At 59.5% G+C, this 18,933-nt stretch carries 7 protein-coding genes and 1 pseudogene; 2 read left to right on the plus strand and 6 right to left on the minus strand.

Annotation, left to right across the window (positions count from 1 at the left end; all coding sequences use genetic code 11):
- Nucleotides 1-36: 36 nt before the first annotated feature.
- The 3 genes from CENROD_RS12265 to CENROD_RS14025 form a co-directional block, all read right to left on the minus strand.
- Complete coding sequence (locus tag CENROD_RS12265) at nucleotides 37-2,766, minus strand: CHAT domain-containing tetratricopeptide repeat protein (RefSeq protein WP_022771188.1); 2,730 nt, start codon at nucleotides 2,764-2,766, stop codon at nucleotides 37-39.
- Nucleotides 2,767-2,912: 146 nt separating this feature from the next.
- Entirely contained in the window at nucleotides 2,913-3,161 is a 249-nt protein-coding gene (locus CENROD_RS14020) for a hypothetical protein (protein ID WP_022771189.1), read from the minus strand.
- Nucleotides 3,162-3,189: 28 nt separating this feature from the next.
- Nucleotides 3,190-3,630, minus strand: a complete 441-nt coding sequence (locus CENROD_RS14025) for an Rpn family recombination-promoting nuclease/putative transposase (RefSeq protein WP_022771190.1) — start codon at nucleotides 3,628-3,630, stop codon at nucleotides 3,190-3,192.
- Between the two features lie 249 nt (nucleotides 3,631-3,879).
- On the opposite strand from CENROD_RS14025, the pseudogene CENROD_RS12910 reads away from it, so the two are divergent.
- A pseudogene (locus CENROD_RS12910) lies at nucleotides 3,880-4,224 on the plus strand (transposase); the annotation flags it as partial.
- A gap of 298 nt (nucleotides 4,225-4,522) precedes the next feature.
- Here the strand turns inward: CENROD_RS12910 and CENROD_RS01010 are convergent.
- Entirely contained in the window at nucleotides 4,523-7,462 is a 2,940-nt protein-coding gene (locus CENROD_RS01010) for a VIT domain-containing protein (RefSeq protein WP_151194558.1), read from the minus strand.
- Nucleotides 7,463-7,762: 300 nt separating this feature from the next.
- Between CENROD_RS01010 and CENROD_RS01015 the strand changes: the two genes are divergently transcribed.
- Nucleotides 7,763-14,506, plus strand: a complete 6,744-nt coding sequence (locus CENROD_RS01015) for a CHAT domain-containing protein (protein ID WP_022771195.1) — start codon at nucleotides 7,763-7,765, stop codon at nucleotides 14,504-14,506.
- Nucleotides 14,507-14,850: 344 nt separating this feature from the next.
- Here CENROD_RS01015 and CENROD_RS12280 read toward each other — a convergent pair whose 3' ends face one another.
- On the minus strand, nucleotides 14,851-16,473 hold the full coding sequence (locus CENROD_RS12280) for an SUMF1/EgtB/PvdO family nonheme iron enzyme (protein ID WP_022771196.1): 1,623 nt from the start codon (nucleotides 16,471-16,473) through the stop codon (nucleotides 14,851-14,853).
- Nucleotides 16,470-18,785: a RyR domain-containing protein gene (locus tag CENROD_RS01025; protein ID WP_022771197.1), complete on the minus strand. Its 2,316-nt coding sequence runs from the start codon at nucleotides 18,783-18,785 to the stop codon at nucleotides 16,470-16,472. Before CENROD_RS01025 ends, CENROD_RS12280 begins: the two co-directional genes overlap by 4 nt.
- Between the last annotated feature and the right edge of the window lie 148 nt (nucleotides 18,786-18,933).

Consider the following 18,933-nt stretch of genomic DNA (forward strand, 5'->3'; position numbering starts at 1 on the left):
CCACAACCCCAAGCAAGCTTGTGATGCCTATCGTTCTCACAACCAATTCCCCATCAAAATAAACGGCGCCCAAAAATACGGGTGCGCATAGGGTGCTGTGGGGTTAAAGGCAAAGGCGGCAGCGGTGCCCTGCCTTGGCACGAGCTGCGCACCACGCTGCTCCGGTGTAGTGTTGGGCTGCTCGCCCGCCTTGGCACCGGTGCCTTGCAGCAAGGCCAGTTGCGCCTGGCGCAGGGCTTCGGCTTTGGTCAGGTGATCGCTTTCGCGCAATTGGTAGAAGCGCGCCATCAGCAGCGCAGTGCTGGCGTCGGCCACCGGCCACAGCGTGGCCATCACGGCCTTGGCACCTTGGCGCTGGGCGATGAACGAGAGGCCATCGACTTCGCGCCCGTTGCTGTCTTTGCCGCCGCCAATGCCGGTTTCGCACGCCGACAGGGTGAGCAGGTCAACCCCGCCAAAGAGGTTGTTTTGCCGAACCAACTGCGCCAGGGTGATCGGGTCTCCGGCACCGGTCAGCAGGTAGCTCATGGTGTCGTTGCCAGGCTCCAGGTTGAAGTGGCTGGCGACGTGGATCAGCGGGTATTTGCCCTTGCGCTTGAGTTCGTCTTGCATCGTGGCCCAGGTGAATTCGGGGTTCAAAAGCCGCGTGCCTGGCATCACGCCCTGGCCGCCAGGCACGCGAATCACGGTATCAAGCTCACGCGCCACCGCTGGCAGCGCCATGAAACTCCTTTGCTCCACCGTGCGCGCTTCGCTCACGCCCAGGCCCAGCGCGTTCCATCGGGTTTTGGGGGCATCCTTGAGGTTGCCCAGACTGGCCGGGGTGAAGGTGGTCAGGCGGTAGCGCTCCACCAGGTACTTCTCGCCATCATGCAGCGCCGCCAGCGGCAACAGGCGCAAAACACCATCCAGGTGCCACATCAGAGTGCCAGCTTTGGCCTGTTGCAGTTCGGCGCGCGCCGCCGGGGGCAGAATCACATCCAGCAATGCACGTGCTTGCGGCACCGGATCCAGGGTTGGGGCCTTGAGGGTGGTACGCCAGGCGGCAATCTGCTCGTTAAGGGCACTGGCCTTGATCGGCACGGTGTGGGCACGCCGGTACTCGGCTGTGGTCAGGATCAGGGAATAGCTCTCTGGGTCAACCACGGTATAAAGGGCCACCACGGGCTGGCCCAGGCGTTCACCCAGCTCGCGCAGAATGTCTTGCAACCCCTGCGCGTCCTTGATCTCATCCACCTTGTCGGGGCGCGTGGTGGTGAGTGCGGCAAGCACCCGGTCAAAGGCTTGCTGGAAGGCTTCTCCGGCTTGATCCAACTGGATTTGCAGACTCTGGCGGCGGCTGTCTTCGGCGGCACTGCGGTTCTTTTTGTTGTCAAGCTCGGTGAATTCGCTGTAGAGCTGTGCCAACGGCGCACCGGCTTGAAGCAGCATCTTGTCCTGGGTGGCTTCAAAAGCAGTCAACGTGGCTCGCCCTGATGTAGAGGCCAAAGTAGCATCGCGGCGAACAAACTGAAACTGCTCCTGCTCTTTGAGCAGTTCAAGCACCCGCTCTGCCTCAACCAGTCGGCTTTGGGCGATAAGCAGGTGCGCCAGACTGCGGTAGGTGCCCTCAATGGTGGCATCAAAGCTCTTGAGCGTGTCCTTGCCCAACTCGGCCACATTGGCGCGCAACCCTTGCAAGGTATTGACCGCCTGCTTGCCAAAGAAGATGGCGGCATCGGGCTTGTCTTGGGACTTGAACAGATCGCTGAGATTGTTTTGAACGTGTCGCAGCAACTCGGGGTTGCCGGCCTTGAAGGCTATGCGGTAGGCACGGCGATAGAGCGGCTCGGCTTGGGTGGGTTGGCCCATGGATTGGTACAGCCCGGCCAGGTTGTTCAGGCTCGTTCCGGTTGAGGGATGGTCGGGGCCTTCGGCTTTTTCAGAGATCGCCAAAGCGCGCACATAGAGCGGCTCAGCTCGGGCGTACTGGCCCATGGATCGGTATAGCCCGGCCAGGTTGTTCAGGCTCGTTCCGGTTGAGGGATGGTCGGGGCCTTCGGCTTTTTCAGAGATCGCCAAAGCGCGCACATAGAGCGGCTCAGCTCGGGCGTACTGGCCCATGGATTGGTACAGCCCGGCCAGGTTGTTCAGGCGCGTTCCGGTTGAGGGATGTTCGGGGCCTTCGGCTTTTTCAGAGATCGCCAAAGCGCGCACATAGAGCGGCTCAGCGCGGGCGTACTGGCCCATGGATCGGTACAGCCCGGCCAGGTTGTTCAGGATCGTGCCGGTTGAGGGATGGTCGGGGCCGTTGGCTTTTTCAGAGATCGCCAAAGCGCGCACATAGAGCGGCTCAGCGCGGGCGTACTGGCCCATGGATCGGTACAGCCCGGCCAGGTTGTTCAGGCTCGTTCCGGTTGATGGATGTTCGGGGCCATTGGCTTTTTCTGAAATGGCCAATGCGCGCACATAGAGCGGCTCGGCGCGGGCGTACTGGCCCATGGATTCGTACAGCCCGGCCAGGTTGTTCAGGCTCGTGCTGGTTGAAGGATGTTCGGGGCCATTGGCTTTTTCTGAGATGGCCAGTGCGCGTTGGGCAGGAATCAGCGCGGCGGCGTATTGACCTGCTTGGTAGAGCTTGATCACTTCACTGTTGAGTCGGTCAATTTCAGCTTGGCTACTGGCCTCAGCCGTAGGCGACTGGGATGCCTCAGGTGTTTGTGCTTGCGCCTGCGGCAGTTGCAGGCATAGGCTGAACAGTAGCCCGGTTAAGGTGAGTGTTTTCATCAAAAGACCTCCAGTTGGCAGTAGTTACATCAGGGTTGGACAATGCTCACGATGGATGTCACATCCGTTTAGGCTGTTACAGAATTCATGAATACAAATGAAATCAGGACTTGGGTTATAGGAATTTTTGATTGGAAATTATCCGATCAGATCCCATGGCGTTGAAGCAGCCGAGTGACCTCCGCTTCGCTTAAGCCGACTAGGCTGGTGATCAATTGGGGTGGCAGACCGTTTCGGTGTGCGTTGAAAATGACGGCATGACGTTCGGCCAGACGGCCTTCCTCCTCACCATCTTTCCTAGCCTTTGTCAATGCATCCCGCTGCAAAATAATAAAGTCCCGCCGTTTGTGTTGGGCTTCTAGTTCTGCTTCGCTTAAACCCGCCTCGTTGATCATCTCAAAGGCTTGGTGAATGCACGGGGTGTCAAGGCTTTGCGGGATGATGTCGAGTTTGCCTGCGTTTTTGATGAAGTAAATCCATTTTTGCTAATAAAACAAAATCTGTAAAGGTGAGTGCGATGACGGGGTTGAGCATTTTGTAATGCTCGCCCTGGTGCAGTTGGCTGGAGTATTGTTTGGCAGCGTTGTAGAGAATGCGTTGTTCGAAGCCTTCCACATTGAGCACCTGCATTTCGATGATGACCTGGCTGCCATTGGCCAGCACGGCCTTGACATCGACAAAGCTGTCTTTCATGCCCTTGAGCAGGGGAATTTGGTAGGGATCGACAATCTCCAGGTCAGCAATGGCAAATTCGCCAGCGCAATCAAGCATGGCATTGAGAAAGTCGATCAACACCGGTTTGGACTGTTGCGAACCAAAAACTTTTTTGAAAGCAAAATCGGTTCTGACATCAAGAAAGCGCATGGTGACTCCGTGGTGGGTCGTGAATGAGGCGCCACTTTACTGGTGCGGGCCATTCGTCTTGGTTATTGGTCGCTACAGGCTATTTCCCTTACAACCAATTCCCCATCAAAATAAACGGTGCCCAATAGAGCCTCTTGCAAACCCCCCATTCCGAAGCTGAATTTTGCCGGTTGAGGCAAAAATTTCGGGTGCGGGCGCGCCATTTCTAGCAAGATGAAGTTCTTCAATCCGACATCGAACGCCCGCAAAATGAATAGTAATCGACGTGAACTTCTCATACAACGTTGGAGCATTGTCCAAGAAGAGCTTTTGCCCGAACTCTGGAATGAGGTGGGGCCGTTGACACCCAAACTGGAGAAAGTGATCCATACCCTGGAGTGGGTTCGCCTTGAGGAATATGTACGGGCATCGTGGTGCGGTCTCGGTCGCCCGCCGCACGAACGCTCGTGGCTGGCAAACGCTTTTGTCGCCAAGGTGGTATTGGGGATTACCACGACGGTGGGGTTGATCGAACGCTACAACGAACGTACCGCTGCAGAGCGCACCAATGCTCGTCTCAAGGACGAGTTTGGCGCAAGCCACCTCATGGTCAGGGGCGCTACCAAAGTAATGAGCCACCTGATGTTCGGCGTACTGGCGCTGTCCGCTGACCAATTGATGCGATTGTGATCATGATCCCCCTTTCTCCCGCCTTGGAATCCACGGCATCCGCAGATGTCGGCTTCCGTTCGCGCTGAATCATGAAATACCGACCTTCAGGATAGACACAGGAACGATTCCACTCCGGAATCAGCCCTTTGACTCCAAAAAATCGCAATTTATAGGCGACAAATGCAGTCGGCTATTCGCTTCGGCAGGAGTTTTGCAAGAGGCTCAACCATAAAAGACACCCCTACCTGGGTTTGACCTCAAATTCACCCACCTGCACCACATGGCCTTCACCTTTCAGGCGAAGCGTCATCATTTTCTCTTGCGCCTCTGCTGTGCCAAACCCACTGCTCAGTTTGACCTGTAGGGTGGTTGCATTGGCCACGATCTGCTGGCGTGAGCCATAGAAATTGGCTTCGATCTTGTATTTGCCAGGTAGGGCGTTTCTCAGCGAAAACTCCTCTGGCCCATACCCCAATGTACAGTCAGTGGACATGCGCCCGCCCTGATAGGTCAGTTGGTTCCCATAGAAGGACTTCTCTCCACGGGGGTCAGTGACCCACAAATCCATGTCGCTGTTGTCTGCGTCCCAGGTCAGCACCACGCGCAAGTCCATCGGCAGGTTTTTGTTCAGGCGTGGGTCGATGCGGCTGGTATCGAGTTTGCCGGTTGGTTGCGATGCGATGATGGCATTCATTTCTGCCAAAGCAATCAGTTCAATGTCGCCAAACCTGCGTTCCCACGGGCGAATGACCACCTCGTAAAGCTGGTCGATGGCCTGCTGAGGGTGTCCGGCCGCAGCTTGCGCCAAGCCCAGATCTCGAAATGACTGCGGTTCATCCTGCGCCAGGTACTGCACTTTTTCAAAGACGGATACGGCCAACTCTGGCGCACCTGCCTGCAACAGCCGGTAACCCAATAGACGCAAAACGTGCCGGTTTTCCAAGTCCATTTCTGCCAGGTTGGACAGAACCCGCAAAGCCAGTTCACGCAAGCCCTTGTCGATCAGCAAGTCAGCCACATCCAAAAAGAATGCGCTGCTGTCGGCGTAAGACGGTTTTTCGTCCAAGTATTGTGCATACAGGGTGTCTGCACTGGCTGCACCCAGTCGCGCAATGTAGGGCGCATCAGATGTCCATTTTTTCAGGGCGATACCGACGACCGGGCTGCTCGGTTCCTGGTTCAGACTGGCATTGCTCTGATAGCTGGGGGATAGCCTGGCCATGGCATCCTCGGGCCGGGAGTGTGCCGCAGAACCCACTTCAACGGGTGCAGGTGGGGCCATAACAAACACATCTTCTGATTCAGGTACGGCTACTGCCACAGGCGGCGCAACTGACATTCGGGCCACGTCACTGCTTAAGGGTGTTGCAATAGAGGCAAGCGGGTTATCTTTTGGAAAAGACCGCTCCCACCAAGCCACTTTGCCCTCAAAGTCACGCACCACTTGTTCCAGATGTCTTTGTTGCCGTCCAGTCTTGTCCAGGCGGCGCTGATCCATCAATTGTTCATAGCTGGCCAGCAGGTCTGCCGGTGGTGTCAGTTCGTAGCGAACGTAATCCTCCACGCTGTCGAGCACGATCAGCGAGGTTTCACGAGTTGGAATGCCCAGCGCTGTCCCGATGCGGCGAATCTCGCCACGGTGCAGTTCAAAGTCGCCTTCAAGTTGGCGCAAGCGATAGTTGCCCCACAAATACGCAGCCAGCGCATGGGTTGGCGCATTGGCTGAGACTGCGAGGGTGATATTTTTGGGCTTTCCGTGCTCCAGCAGTGTCAGGCTTACCTCAGCCTTGGGCTGTGTCAATTTGCCAACCAGGCGCAGCAAGCCCTGGCGCGGGTCCACCGTATCCACCAGCACATCGCCAGCACCCGTGGCGCGCAGCGATTGCACATGCGGCCCTTGGGTCAAAAGGACTTGCGCTGCTGCGCTGGGTTGGTCGGCCTGCACCTGCACCCACTCTCCGCCACTGGCCTGCGCCCAGGCCGCAAGGCGTGCGGTATCTGCGGTCACGGATGCGTTCAGGGCGTACAAACGTTGCCCTGCTGCCAGCGTTGGAAAGCGCGCATTGCCGTAGTTGTGCAGGCCGTCGCTGACCAGCAGGTACTCGCTGACATCGGTTTGTTCCTGCCAATCGGCCAGGTTGCTGGCACCGTCGTACACCGTGTTTTGCAAGCTTTGGCGTAGCTCGTCCCAACGGCCATTGACGATCTTGAAGTTTTGCGGTGGGTCGGCTCGGTCGCGCAGGTGTGTCAGGCGAACCTCGACGTTGGCAACTGTCTTGAAGTAGTCATCCAGCACCCGCAAAATCGCATCATTGGCGCGAAGCGCGCCTGAGCTTGAACTGTCCCACAACAAACCCACCACCTTGGGCAACTCACGCGGGCTGCGTTGGGGTGACACCGGGATCTCGGTCACAAAATAGGTCGTTCCCTCATGCTCTTGCACGTAGGTGGTCGCTTGCGCGGGGGCATTCATCAGCAATTTGAGTTGGCCGTTGGCCACATAGTGGGTTTTATCGACCTTTGACGTCAAGCCCTGGCGGGTGCGCGCAAACTGGATCGGCCCCAGCGCACCGCTGGCAGTGGGCGGTACAGCCGTGCCCTTCACATTGACAGTCAGCTTGAAGTCTTTCAGTTGATCCGGGTAGGCAAGCGGCAGGCGATAGACGGACTGTGAACCTTCGCGTCCCAGAGCTTGCACATATTTCAGCTCGACCGTGCGCGTGGACTTGGCAGCGATGGGGTAAACGCGCAGACTGAAATTGTTGCCCTGGGTGTTTTCAAGTAGGGCGGGGTCAGTCTTGCGTCGTTCAACGGCTTCAAAGATCTGACGGCCTTTGGCTTTTTCGACCGGAACCGCAGGGCGCATCTGGCCATTGATGTCCAGGGCAAAAGCCGTGATCTGCTGGCCGTCAAGCAATGGAAACTGCAACTGTCCCTCAAGGGCACGCTGGTTGGGGTTGAAAAACACCATGCGCACCGTGGTGAGTGCCAGGCAGCCGCTGATGTCTGCATCGATGTGCAGGCTTTGCAGCCGGATGGGCCGCTCGCCGCCCAAGGTATCCATCAAGCGAGGCGCGGCCATGGCGGCATGGCAGGCCGCAAGGGCCAGCAAGCTCGCCGCCATGCAGACCCTACAGCGCCACAGCGCCACAGAGATCAGGGTGTGAACGATATTTGTCATGCAGGGTCCTCGTGGGTTCAATCAAATAGGAGCCTCTTGCAAACCTCCCATTCCGAAGCTGAATTTCGCCGGTTGAGGCAAGAAATTCGGGTGCGGGCGCGCCATTTCTAGCAAGATGAAGTTCTTCAATCCGACATCGAACGCCCGCAAAATGAATAGTAATCGACGTGAACTTTAGTGTGCATGGCGGCTGGGTAAACACGGATTCAGGTTTAGATTTAGGTTTATAGGCGACAAATGCAGTCGAACTATTCGCTTCGGCAGAAGTTATGCTAAAGACTCATATCGAAAGGGATTTCCATGTTCAAGTACGGTGTTTCGCGTCTGGCGCAATCGGTCATGGCCTTGACATTATGCGGGGGGGTGGCGGTTACACCTTCAGCTTGGTCGGTAGACAAAGCCGAGGGTACGGTTGTGAGCGGTACGCCGCTGTCGGCCAGTGCGGCAAATCTTTTCGATGATGCCCGCGTCAAACTCTGGTCCGCCGACTTCCTGGCGGAACGGAAGTCCGCCGTGGTAGAAGCAGTGGCGGCGGATTTGGCGGGCAATGCTCCCCATCCCTTCGCCGCCCAGGTTTGGCTGCGGGTTCAGGAGAGTTTGGGCGTGAAGCCGCTGCAAGCGGTATCCTTGGCTCCTGCCGCTGCGCAGGAAAAGCTGGCGGCTATCGCAGACATAGAAAGCCTTTCAGGGGCAGGTCGCAACGACGAGTTGCTGGCACGGTTTCCCGTCGGCGACCTAAAGAAATTCAATGATCCGTGGGCTGTGACTCTCCTGATTTCGGCCGCAGAAGCCGAGGAACGTCTGGATCTGGCCTTCGCCTACCGCATGGCAAGCTGGCAGCTCAACCCGCAGTTATTTAGCCCGGTTTGGAATTTCATCGACCAGTTCTCTTCGAAGAACACGCTTACGGACCGTCAGAAGGCCTTGGAGATGGCGGCTACGTTTGCCGCTACCCGTAGTGGTCCAGCAGTAGCGAGAATAGCGCAGGATCGTGCGCTGTATGGACTTGACTATGCGTCCATTGCCCAACTCTGGAACGATACCAGCGACTGGCACGCCCTGCGCTATCGGGCGAGCATGGCCTATGGCAGCCAGCGCTGGGATGAGTCCATCGAACTGCAGCGGCGCGCCGAATCCGCCTTTCCCTTCCGCAATCCGGGCGTGCGCATGGCCAAGGCCATGATTCGTGCCAACCGCCTGGAGGAGTCCCGGCGCATGCTGGCCCAAAATGCCCTGCGGTATGCGCCAACCGGAGTCGCTACCGAGCGACAGGCTCTTGCTGACCTGGCTGCGGCACTGCAGGAAGCCGGGGAGCAAGGCGAACAACGCAGTGTTCTCGATCAGGCATTGAATCGCTGGCCCGACGATGTGGAATTCCTCAATGCCAAAGCGGAACTGGAGCAGGGCAGCAATCGCCCTGCGGAGGCCGTGACCATTTGGCGCCGGGTGCTTCTCCTAGAGCCAAAGAATGCTTATGCCTGGTCCCGCTTGGTGGAGGCCAGTCAGGCGAACGGCAAACTTCAGCAGGCGCTGGACGCCTACCGGGATGCCCTGGCGGCGGTTGGCAAGCCTGACCCACGCCTCTTCAACGTCATGCTGGGTGTGTTGCAAGCGCGGGGGGAACATGAAGAAGCGGTGAAGGCCGTGCGATCTCGGGAGAGCGAGCGCCATCTTGGGGGGTGGACGCTACGCAACCTAGCCTTGTCCTTACAGAAGCTGGGACGAAAACCCGAGGCCCTGGAAGAACTGCGCCGTTCTTTCGTGGAAGACGGACTCACCGCCTGGGGGGCTGACCGCTATTTTGAACTGGTGGACGACATTCACGGTGCGGCGGGCAGCGAGGTGGAAATACAACGCCTGCGGCGGGAGTTCCCCGAAGCTTCGCTGATCGCGGACAGGCTCGAGACTCGGTTGTTGCGGCGATCCGGCAAGGATCGACATCCGGTTCAGGTCATGGACGACGAAGCGATCGCCCTGGCGCCGCAGGCCTACTGGCCCTATTACTACCGCGCCTGGGAAGCGGCCGAGGCTGGGAATTATGAGGAAATGCAGGCGCACATTACCCGGGGATTAGCGGCTATGCCCGCAGATTTGCAGGGGCGGCGAACAGAACTGCTTCTGAAGAGGGCCGCGCTGACGTCGAAGATCGAAAAGCAAAGGCCGGTGGTCAATGCCGATCACCTGCGGGCGGCGCTTGCTGACCTGGATGAAGCGGAAAAGGGGGGCTACGGCCTGGGAGAAGTTCATCACCAACGTTTCGACATATTGTCCTTGCTCAGCAGAAACCCGGAGGCAGCCCGGGAATTGATGGCCTGGAGCGCGGCATCGCCGGATGATGGGAGCGCCGTGGCGACTCTCTTTCAATTCAGCGACAACGCCATTGGTGCCCGCAGTTTCCTGGCACTGAATCGCTATATTCATCGCAATCCTTACGATGGGCAGCGTCTGGCGGAGGGTCTGGAGCGCCACGCGAAGTGGGGTGGCAGCCCTGTGGTTGGCTTGGCCTACAGCAGGCTACTTGAAGAAAGGGCTCCAGGCGTAGCGCGGGAGTGGAGGCCTATCTACAACAAGAGTACTGCGCTCAATAGTCTCGGAGCGCACCAAGACCACTACCGTGCTACATACGATGGTTCTTCATCGATTGCGCCAAGTGACCGCTATGTGGGCTGGTTTGAATCGGCCCGGGGGCAGGCACAGTCGAATCGATCCTTCTTGTTGCCCGAGAAACTAGATTTGGTGCATATGCACGCCACCATCGTTGACCCCAGCGGCATCGAGGTGGAGCGTGGCTACCATCCGATTACCGGCCGCCTGACCTTCCTGCGGGTCGGTGCCGCCTCGGTCAGTGCGGAATACGATGCGCGGGGCATTAATCTGCTGCGGCTGGCGGACTCGGGGGGATCTGAAATTCGCCTGGAATACGATGCCCAGGACCTCATCACCCGCATCACCCAAAAGGGAGGTGATGAACTCAGCTTTGAGTACGCCCCCAATAGCAAGCCTTCCCGCATCAGCGTGAAGGGGGTCGGTGACATAAAGATCGAATACGACGCGAACAACGAGATCAGCAAGGTGGTGGCCGGTGGTGGCCCCAAAGTGGCGCTGCGCGTAACCTCGGCCTTTCAGGAGCTTCTCGGCCTGTCCAAGAGATTCGAGCGGGCGAGTGCGGATGAAGTGCCAGATTTGCCGGTTCAAGATAGTGCTTTCGAGAAGCTTGAGCAAGCGGAGAGTGCAGTTGAAGCGACCGTGCGAGGAAAACCCGGCAAGAATCGGGATGCCCTGGCGGAACGGATTCTCAAGGCCAAACTCGCCACCGCCACCTGGCTGGCCGAGCATCTCGGGGATCGCCGTAAATATGCCCGTGATTTGGGGGACAGGCTGGCTGCCATCCTGGAAGCCGCATGGCAGCCGGGCGCGACACCTGCCACCCTCCGGGCCGGCCTTGATGCCGCCGTCCTGTGGCATCGGGTGACCCTCAGGTTGCACAGCCATGGTGTCGCCGAGGAGGACTGGCGCAAGTGGAGCCGCTTGCAGGCCTGGCTGGGCGAGATGCCTACCAAAGCCCCTTCTTTAGTGGCCTTGAGTGCCAAGGTGCTGGCCCAGTTTTCGAAGGATCCGCTCAAACTGATGGATCTGGCCCACTGGTTGCCCCGTTCCTATATCGACAACGTGGGCTTTTGGCAGCGCTATCCGATGCGCAGCGTAGTGCCGGCCAACTTGGCGGAGAATGCCCGTGCTGAGGCCGTGCTGGTGCGGCGCAATGGCGATGTGGTGGTGGGTTCCCGGGTGGGCCTGTCGGTGCTGCGCCGCGGCTTCTGGGAATGGTTTGCCTGGGACACCGCCAGTGAGCGGTTTTCCCCGGATATTTCCTACGACGCAGCCGGAAGGGCTCTCGCGGTGCTGTCCCTGGCGGAGGACAGCCAGGGTGCGTTGTGGGTAGGTACCGACAATGGTCTGGTACGCATTGCCGGAGACTATGGCGGCGCGGCTGGGCGTTGGACCTTGCCCGCACCCCGGGTCGAACGGCTTGCGCCATATCGTGACGGAGTGCTCGCCGGCACCCCGGCAGGCTTGATGTTCTATGGCGAAAAGGGCGCCGGAATCCTGCCGCCAGCCCTCGCGCCCCAGCAGGCGAGCCGCATCACCCTGCTCAAAGCGCAGGAGGCACCGGATGACGCGCAAGTGGTACTGATTGGGACCGACAACACCCTTGTCGGCGTGAGCGGAGATCAGGTACAGACCCTTGTGACCGGCCAGGGCGTGCGCGATGCCCAATGGCTCAATGGCCGGGTATTCATATTGCGTCAGAACGATGTGACCGTGGCCACGTGGACTGGCGAGGGCAAGCCGGGCAACCCGGAGAGGATCGCCGATGCAGGTGGTATCCATTTCTCGCGCCAGATAGAAGGCCTGTCCGCCCTGCTGGCCGATGACGGCAGCCAGGTTCTTGCGGTGCTCACCGACCTGGGCTTGTCATTATTCAGGGACGAGCATTTCGAGGAAAAGAAGCTGCCTCTGGCCGACCGGGATGCGGTTGTCTCCCTGCTGGCCTCGGCGGGGAGCAAGACCTTCATGGCTACCAGTGAGGGTATCTATGCGCTCGACCGCGACAAGGTGTCGGGTGACAACGACGGACGCGTTTACGATCTGCTTACCGATACGGGCCGCGGGGTAACTTTCGTTGCACGCGGCGACCGGCTGGAAGTGGTTACCCTCACCCGGCCACGAGCCGGCGCACGTCCGTTCAGCGACATTAAGTCGACTCGCCTGGCGCTGGATGTCGCGGGCGGCTTGATCACCAACGATGGTACGACCATCCTGCGCTTTCCGGCTGATAGCATGTCCCCGACGGAACTGTTCGACGCTAGGGCCAAGGGAGAAGGGGGGCAGCATTTCGACGCGATCACAAGTCTGCTAGTCGCGTCCGATGGCACGATATGGGTTTCGTCCGGGGCATCGGTCTTCCGACACAAGGATGGCCAGACCAGTGAATTCAGCATCTACAAAGATCCAGAGGTCTTTCCTGCCCGTAGCCACATGATTTCCAGGGTTTTGGAGACTGTGGACAAGCGCATCTGGGTGGTGGCCTCTGACGAAGGTCATCTTTATTTCCGTGGCCAGGCCATGAAAGGCGGTTTGCTAGAGTGGGATGGAAGGCGATTTGTCATTAAGGAAACTCCGAAGGATGGGTCGTGGTTTATCAGCAGCTACACCAATATCGGCCCGGATTCCGCCATTGTTGGCACTGCTGCCGGATTTGCCCGCCAGAGTGGCCAGCGCTACGATCTGGTGGAATCCCTGAAGGAGGCTTCGTACAGTGATTTGAAGAAACGCCAGCCCATGCTGTTCCTGGGCAGCCGTGGGGCCCGTCTAGGCGAGGATATGTGGTTGTTCGGCACGGCCGGCGGCGTGGTGGCTTTGCGCGGTGGCCGCTGGATACTGCCAGATCGTCTCAACTGGCTACTGCCAGACCGTCACCTGGCGTCCTATGGTGGTCGCATGGTGCATGCCGTCGCCACCGATGCTGCTGGCCGAATATATGCAGGCACCGACCGGGGGCTTCTGATCTATGAGACGGGCGGGGCCGATCCCATGCAGTTCCTGCTTACTGAAAATCTTTCCGACCTGGCGCTAGGGGAACTGGAGTCCGAAAAATTGCGGGCCGAAGCCGGTGCTCTCCTGCCCGGCTTGCCCAAAGATAGCATCACCGGCAAGATGGCTCAACAGTTCAGCGCAGGCAACACCCAGATTGCCGCGTTGAAAGCACGACGCGACCGGCCCAATCCCATGCTGGTAGATGTTGTAGCTACGCAGAGTAGTGGCAAGGAAACGGCATCGTTGATGCCCGGGCCTAACCTGGATCAGGAACTGGACCAGCGCGAACGGGCACAGCGTGAATTGTTGACGCGCATTGAGCGTGATGCCTTTGGCCTGTATCAGATGCTGGAACTGAAGCCCATCGATTTGGACATATGGCGTAAACGGCTGTCGCCGGAGGATGTGGTGGTCCAGTACCTGCCCACCGCTGACCGACTGCTCATCCACATCGCCAAGCGCGGGGGCGGCGAAGTGCGCGAGGTGGCGGTGAAAAGCCAGGAACTGTACGCACGTGCCCAAGCTGTGAGTACGGTCATCGCCCAAGAGGCCGCACGATTGAGGATGGATCGTGGTGCAAATCCTGTCCTCACGGGAGACGATTTGCTCACCTTCCAGTTGAAGTCTCGTGGTGCAGAGGGGCTGACGGAGGAACTGCACTGGCTCTATGAGCAATTGCTGCGTCCCGTCGAGCACGACCTAGCCGGGTATCAGCACGTTTACATCGTGCCCGTGGGGTCGCTTGCCCATCTGCCATTTTCTGCGCTGGTGCGCAGCGTAAAACCCCTCCCCGAATACGTGGCGCAGAGGATGGACATCGGCGTGCTGCCATCGTTGTACCTGATGGATCTGGTTCTGCGGGCCCGGGAATCCCATCCGGGCGGGGCGGCAATATTCGGAAATCCTGATGGCACCCTGCCTGGAGCCGAGCGGGAGGCGGAAACCATCCGCAGCATTGTCGGCAGTAACAGCGTTGTTCGTATCGGTTCAGCGGCCACGATGCAGGCCCTGAAGGACGGCGCAGGGGATACCAGGTGGCTGCACCTGGCCACCCACGGCAACCTGAATGCTCAGGATCCGTCGAAGAGCTTCCTTGTCCTTGCTGGCGGCACCCGCATGTCCATGGTGGACGCTATGCTCTTGCCCTTGACGCATACGGAAATGGTGGTTTTGTCCGCCTGCGAAAGCGGCGTAGGGGCCAACGGCATGGATTACGCCACCCTGGCCCGCTCCTTCGCTTACGCTGGCGCGCCCTCCGTGGTGGCCAGCCTGTGGCGGGTGAACGATGACGCTACGGCCCGACTCATGGAGCGCTTCTACAGCCACCGGCAGAACGGTAGGGATGTCTTCTCCGCTTTGTCCTCGGCCCAGCGGGACATGATCAGCTCCGGCGGCTCCCTGGCCGCGCCCGCTGCTTGGTCCGGTTTCCTTGCCTTCGGCCGACCGTAAACCAAATTTAACGTCGGTTGTTGATATGAACCCAAATAATCCATTAGCAGGGTGTTGATTTTCAGGGTCATGCCTTCGCTCTATGGCCCTTGATTCTGGCTATATTTTCTTTTCAGAGCTTTTGCGGGGCCTATTGCCCGCTGCGTCAGCACGCGCTTGGGGAACAAACAACCCAAGGCTGGTGACTAGCGCGATGAGTGCGAGGGTTTTCATTGCCGGGCTACAAGATGTAAGGGTTCAGGCATAGGGACTGCACGGACGTGACCAATGTGATGCACATGTGCTGCGTATGCGGGGTGGGTACCAGGCGTGGGTACCTGGTGGGCAGCATGTTTGCCAGTACTTCATTCCAGTTCTGTCACCACCCGAAACCCGATGTTGTCTTCCCGGCGGCTGACTGGGTACGCTGACCGGCTTGCGCTGCGTACCCCCTTGGCTGCTGTATCCCAGGAACCACCACGCAGGGTTCGTCGGGAGCAATCCCCCAGGGTGGTGGGCAGCCCGTTTTGGGGAATGTCCCGCAGGTCGGGGCTGTGGCAGTCTTGTGTCCACTCCCACACATTGCCTAGCAAGTCATGGAGCTTCCAAGGGTTGGCGGGAAAAGCGCCTGCCTCCGAGGTGCCTGGTCGGTTCGTACTGGCCCCACAGTCGCGGCAGCGAGCACTGCCATTGCCGATGTCATCCCCCCATGGTCGAGCGGTGCGCGTGCCAGCGCGTGCGGCGTATTCCCATTCGGATTCCGAAGGCAGGCGGTACGTGTACCCAGTCTTTTTGGAAAGCCAGTTCACATAGTGCTGCGCATCTTCCCAGCTTACGTGGATCGCAGGCCGATTGCCGCGCCCCCATCCGTTGTCCTGCGGCCAATGGGTACAGCCCCCATCGAGCAGACACATCTCCCATTCCTGAAAACGCACCTCCATTTTTCCGATGGCAAAGGGTTTGGCAAAGGTCACTTCCTTCTGTGGCCCTTCGCCAAGGTGGTGTCCCGGCTCGGTTTCGGGGGAACCAATCTGTACCCTGCCTGCGGGTAGCACATGCATCGTCGGGCAGCGTTCACAATCCCGAAACTCGTCATCCTTGATCGACCTGCCGGGTCTAGCAGACCGCGCAGCCCCAACTACGGCATCACTACTGACCGTAGCGGCAGCAGTCATCGTTCCTGTAGGTGCTCCAATTGGGCGCAGAACCAGGTTGCCAGTCAGGGAAGTGGTTTCCCACGGAATCTGCTTGCCCCGGGTAGCTTGGGCTACCCCAAGGCGCGTGCGTTTGAATACGTCCTCGATGGTCAGATTCGGCTGTCCGAGTGCATTGAGCAAATGGGCCGTGTAGACCCCGTTTTCACCGGGGCGTCCGTCGATCGCCACATTCCCGGGGGAGGTGGCATAGGCAATCAGCATGCCCTGCGCTGCGTTGCTGACTGCGGCCAGCCCGCCACCGCCGCCACGGTTGCGGCCGAAAGGGTTGTTGCGGCAAGCATCCAGTATGACGACCTTGACCGGTGCCCCACTGCGCTCCAGCTCGTCGAGCACGTCCTGAAGCTTGATGGCGTTGTATTTCACAGCATCTTCTTGCTGCATGTCGTTGTCCGTGGGGATCAGATAGTTCTGCCCTTCCATCTGGATGCCGTGGCCTGCAAAGTACACCAGCGCTACGCCTGCGCCACGCAGCCTTTCCCGAAAGTCTGTCAGTCCACGCAGCATGGCCGTGCGGTCGGCGTCGATAAGTGTGTAGCCGGTCTCGAATTGCAGCTCATGCAATCGGATGGTCATTGCCTGGGCATCCAGCGGGGGGTTCGGCAAGGGCTGATTCTGGTATTTGCCGTTGCCGATGACCAGCGCTACCTTTCGCTGCATATTGATTGGGGTGGAAACTGGCGTACCCCCTCGCTCGGCTGTAGGCGGCGGGGGTACCGCAGTGGCCAGCGAGGCAGCCATCCATAGTGCAATGCCCCATAGGGTTTTCTTCATGGTGCTGCCTCGTGTGGTGGGCGCCGCAACACGCGCCCGGCTGCGTCCACGGCCCAATCGAAGCCCTGTGTGGGCAAGTCGCTGCCGTCAATGGACAACTGCAACACCCTATCCGGCTGCAAGGCAGGCATGGCGTCGCGTCGGTCGGGTAGGTACAGCACACCGGATGCCTGGCGCAGCAGGGTCAGCACCCGCGCCCGGGTAGGGTCGTCTGGCAACCCGCGCAGGTACCCATCCAAAGGTTCGGTGAGGATCAAACCGATGCGCCCGCGCTTGGCAGCCTGCATGCGCTCGGCAACCCGCCACGCCAAGGCGCTGTCCGCCCCTAACCACAGCACAACGGCCTGTGGTGGTGCTGTGCAGGCCGTTGCCAATATGGTGTCGATGGCGTGGTCGAACGCTTCGGGAAAAGCCCACGGTGTACGCGGGCCACGCACAAGTAGATACTGGCATCGACACAGTGCCCAGCCCATTTGCGCAAAAAGCTCCGGCATCTGCCGCACCACCTCGCGATCCAGCTCCCGCCGGTTCTCTGGCAACTCTTCCCACGGCACGATGTCAGGGTGCTGTTTGCGGGCATCGTCACGCTCGGCTGCGTACTGCCACCCGGTCAGCAGACGCTGCACCATCCAGCGGTCGTGTTCTGTGCGGGACAAGGCTTCCACTTGCGCGGCATTCCACTGGAAGGTGCCAGGTACCTCTTGGCGGGGCACCAGTGCAAGGCGCAGATCTTGCACCTTGATGAAGTGATGGTCTGCCGCCCATCGGTTGTCATCTTTCAGGTCTTCGGCCAGTAAGGGCCAGTGTTGCAGTGAGCGGCGGGAACCCAGCGCATCGCCACGTGCAAGGGAGTCATTGACGTAGCGCTCATGGATGCGTTCCGCCACGGCATCAAGCTGTTCGCCCATCAGGATTTCCTGTGCCACTTCCGCAGCAGTGCCAAAGTGCAGGAACCATGGGTGCATTCCCAACGCCCCACGCAGTGCCTGTTTTCCTGGATGCACACAATGCAGGTACAGCGGCGGAAGGGGAAAGTTGGCTTGTACAAAAGCGCGCTGCACTGTCAGGGAAGCAGCCAGGTTTACCCCATCGTCTTCGTGGCAGAAATGGATGCCGGTGGGGTTGGGGAGCAGCGACAGCAAGTGGGACAACCCCGCTTCGCCCAGTTCCGCCGGTGCGGAAAGGAACACCATATTGGCCACGGCGCAGGCTCCAGGCCAACGGGCCAAAAAGGATGCACGGAATTCTTCGGCGTCGCGTCCCACCAGCGCCAGACTGGGGTATCGGGCCTGGCGCAAGGTGGCTACCGCCAATTCTTCCGCCAGGGGGGTGGTGCCCACGATCCATAGCCGAGGTGCTTGGTACCGTTCGGAATCTTGGAGCGTTGGTTGTGTATCGACATCGGCTGCGCATTGCTGGCATGGCGATGAATGCGGTGCAGACTGTCCTTGCCGGGGCAGCGTTTCCTCGTCTGTGCAACAAACCAGACTGGCCACCGGCTGCGAGGGAACACGCCAGAAATGCAGGGGGGCATCGCGCAGCAACCGGCGCACCGCAATCTGTGCCGTAGAAAACAGTTTCCATTGCACCACCTCCCGCGCAGCAAACTGGTCGATCTGGCCACCCACACTCGCCCGCAAAAAGGGGTCGCCCACGTGTACCAGCAACTGCAACGGGATGAGGGAGCGGTCGCGCTGTGCTGCGACGAGGCGAGCCACATGCACTGCTGCGTCGATGTTTTCGGTGTCACGCCCAGCAATGCAGGCTACCGTGTGTGCTGCGGCGATGCCGCTATGGATCAGGACGCGTTCATCGTCCCATCGTCCAGAGACGATTGCAGCACCTGCTTGCAAGGCTGCCCGGCGTGCGTCTTCGTTTTCCGCCACCACCAAAACCTGGCGCCCTGCACGCAGCCAGGGCTGCACCAGTTCCCATGTCACTGGGCACCATCCCAGCAACACGGCGTGCCCTCCGCGCTGCACCATCCACCGCCGCCGCAGGTAACGCCGCAGGCCCACTGCGCATCCTTCTGCGCACAACCACAGCCCCAATGCCGGCAGCACCCAGCGCCCCATCGGGGCAGGCCATGCAGCATCTGGCGTTGGCACTTGCCAGGGTGCCCAAACCAACCCCAGCGCCCCGAATGCAACACGCTGGGCATGGCGCACTTCGTCCCCCCACGGGGCCGGGGGCAGCCCTATGGCAAAGCCCCACAGCGCCAGCCCGTGCGCTGCCAAGAGCAGAAACACCGCAACCACAACAGTGCGGCCACGCCAATCTGCCAACCCATGCCTAATGTCTGGATGTGCCATCGTGTGAAACACGGGTAACCGTGCAGTCCCCCAGCCCATCAAACGCCGACTACGGTTGTCGGGAACGGAGGTGCCGAAGGAAGTGGTGTTGGTATATAAATCATAATTGATGCCAGATGAATACTGTAGAGGAATTGCACGTATAAAT

Origin of the sequence: Candidatus Symbiobacter mobilis CR (genome assembly GCF_000477435.1) — a bacterium.
GTDB classification, from domain to species: Bacteria; Pseudomonadota; Gammaproteobacteria; order Burkholderiales; family Burkholderiaceae_C; genus Rhodoferax; species Rhodoferax mobilis.

Bases quoted from the DNA above. Each gene is read 5' to 3' on its own strand.
- CENROD_RS12265 (WP_022771188.1), bottom strand. From the start codon at position 2,766: ATGAAAACACTCACCTTAACCGGGCTACTGTTCAGCCTATGCCTGCAA.
- CENROD_RS14020 (WP_022771189.1), bottom strand. From the start codon at position 3,161: ATGATCAACGAGGCGGGTTTAAGCGAAGCAGAACTAGAAGCCCAACAC.
- CENROD_RS14025 (WP_022771190.1), bottom strand. From the start codon at position 3,630: ATGCGCTTTCTTGATGTCAGAACCGATTTTGCTTTCAAAAAAGTTTTT.
- CENROD_RS01010 (WP_151194558.1), bottom strand. From the start codon at position 7,462: ATGACAAATATCGTTCACACCCTGATCTCTGTGGCGCTGTGGCGCTGT.
- CENROD_RS01015 (WP_022771195.1), top strand. From the start codon at position 7,763: ATGTTCAAGTACGGTGTTTCGCGTCTGGCGCAATCGGTCATGGCCTTG.
- CENROD_RS12280 (WP_022771196.1), bottom strand. From the start codon at position 16,473: ATGAAGAAAACCCTATGGGGCATTGCACTATGGATGGCTGCCTCGCTG.
- CENROD_RS01025 (WP_022771197.1), bottom strand. From the start codon at position 18,785: ATGGCACATCCAGACATTAGGCATGGGTTGGCAGATTGGCGTGGCCGC.